Below are 273 nucleotides of genomic sequence, written 5' to 3'. Positions count from 1 at the left end.
GATCCTGCGAGCGGCGCCTTGGATCGGGGCTGTAGGGGGAACACCGGCCAGCCGGCCGCGGCGTACTCGAGGGCGTGGGCGATCATTCCGCCACCCCCGTCGGGACGATCACGGCGAGCACCATTGCCGCGTACAGTCCCCGGGCCTTGGCGCGTTGCACCGCCTTCTCAGCCGAGTGCAAGCTCAAGTACAAGCGGCGCCGATACTTGCCCTCACTCGAGGTCACAATCACGCAGTACCCGCGGGCAGCGGCGAACAGTGCGGCCTCGGAAG

General features: G+C 68.5%; 2 protein-coding genes. Both read right to left on the bottom strand.

Annotated features, from left to right (window positions below; all coding sequences use genetic code 11):
• On the bottom strand, window positions 1-86 hold an 86-nt coding region (locus AC3DEV_RS17265; RefSeq protein WP_488372920.1), incomplete at its 3' end, for a bifunctional DNA primase/polymerase.
• Window positions 83-273: hypothetical protein (locus tag AC3DEV_RS17260; protein ID WP_488372918.1), on the bottom strand; the 191-nt coding region annotated here is incomplete at its 5' end. The genes AC3DEV_RS17265 and AC3DEV_RS17260, both read right to left, overlap by 4 nt.

The sequence above is a fragment of the Dietzia sp. IBK-p2-15D genome, from assembly GCF_057773105.1.
This window is presented reverse-complemented; position numbering and strand designations above follow the sequence as displayed.